The sequence below is a fragment of the Peribacillus butanolivorans genome (assembly GCF_001273755.1).
Taxonomy (GTDB): domain Bacteria; phylum Bacillota; class Bacilli; order Bacillales; family DSM-1321; genus Peribacillus; species Peribacillus butanolivorans.
The window spans coordinates 1-1141 of the sequence record NZ_LGYA01000004.1; the positions used below are offsets into that span (position 1 = coordinate 1).

Consider the following 1141-nt stretch of genomic DNA (forward strand, 5'->3'; position numbering starts at 1 on the left):
TCATCAGCTTGGAAGGCTGAGGTTTTACCACTAAACTACACCCGCATTTAATTTTTCAAATTATTTCTAAGAAAGAATGGTCGGGAAGACAGGATTCGAACCTGCGACCCCTTGGTCCCAAACCAAGTGCTCTACCAAGCTGAGCTACTTCCCGTAAATATGGTGCGCCCGGCGGGAGTCGAACCTACAACCTTCTGATTCGTAGTCAGATGCTCTATCCAATTGAGCTACGGGCGCTAATTTCTATGATGTTTTTGGTGCGGCCGAGAGGATTTGAACCTCCACGGGGTTTCCCCCACTAGGCCCTCAACCTAGCGCGTCTGCCATTCCGCCACGACCGCGAAAGCGACTTTGTAAGTCTAACACCTTTTCAACTTGTTGTCAAGAAGAAAATTATCAGTGCGGGTGAAGGGACTTGAACCCCCACGCCTTGCGGCGCCAGATCCTAAGTCTGGTGCGTCTGCCAATTCCGCCACACCCGCGAAATAAAATGGTGAGCCATGAAGGATTCGAACCTTCGACCCTCTGATTAAAAGTCAGATGCTCTACCAACTGAGCTAATGGCTCTAAATAAAATGGCTGGGCTAGAAGGGATCGAACCTTCGCATGACGGAATCAAAATCCGTTGCCTTACCGCTTGGCTATAGCCCAATAATCAATTACTAATTAACAGCCAGATTAATATTATATCACAATAATTTAATTCTAGCAAGTGTTTTTTCAAAAAGAAATAAATGGCGGTCCCGACGGGAATCGAACCCGCGATCTCCTGCGTGACAGGCAGGCATGTTAACCGCTACACCACGGGACCAGTAATTTAGTTTAAACGTACAAAAGATGGTGACCCATACGGGATTCGAACCCGTGTTACCGCCGTGAAAGGGCGGTGTCTTAACCGCTTGACCAATGGGCCGTGATAAAATGTGTAGCTGGCGGAGAAGGAGGGATTTGAACCCTCGCGCCGCTTACGCGACCTACACCCTTAGCAGGGGCGCCTCTTCAGCCTCTTGAGTACTTCCCCAAAAAAATGGCTCCGCAGGTAGGACTCGAACCTACGACCGTTCGGTTAACAGCCGAATGCTCTACCACTGAGCTACTGCGGAATAATGAAAATTGGGTTCCTTTTTTACGCTCAAGGACC

10 tRNA genes are annotated in these 1141 nt (G+C 48.8%); all 10 read right to left on the minus strand.

Annotated features, from left to right (window positions below):
- Nucleotides 1-77: 77 nt before the first annotated feature.
- Nucleotides 78-154: transfer RNA gene (locus AKG34_RS21805), tRNA-Pro, on the minus strand.
- 6 nt (nt 155-160) lie between these two features.
- Nucleotides 161-237, minus strand: a tRNA-Arg gene (locus AKG34_RS21810).
- Nucleotides 238-255: 18 nt separating this feature from the next.
- Nucleotides 256-341 (minus strand) — tRNA-Leu (locus AKG34_RS21815).
- Between the two features lie 59 nt (nt 342-400).
- A tRNA-Leu gene (locus AKG34_RS21820) sits at nt 401-482 on the minus strand.
- Between the two features lie 9 nt (nt 483-491).
- Nucleotides 492-567, minus strand: a tRNA-Lys gene (locus tag AKG34_RS21825).
- Nucleotides 568-576: 9 nt separating this feature from the next.
- Nucleotides 577-651 (minus strand) — tRNA-Gln (locus AKG34_RS21830).
- A gap of 84 nt (nt 652-735) precedes the next feature.
- Nucleotides 736-811: transfer RNA gene (locus AKG34_RS21835), tRNA-Asp, on the minus strand.
- Nucleotides 812-838: 27 nt separating this feature from the next.
- Nucleotides 839-913: transfer RNA gene (locus tag AKG34_RS21840), tRNA-Glu, on the minus strand.
- Nucleotides 914-930: 17 nt separating this feature from the next.
- Nucleotides 931-1021: transfer RNA gene (locus AKG34_RS21845), tRNA-Ser, on the minus strand.
- A 7-nt stretch (nt 1022-1028) separates the two neighbouring features.
- A tRNA-Asn gene (locus AKG34_RS21850) sits at nt 1029-1103 on the minus strand.
- Nucleotides 1104-1141 lie beyond the last annotated feature (38 nt).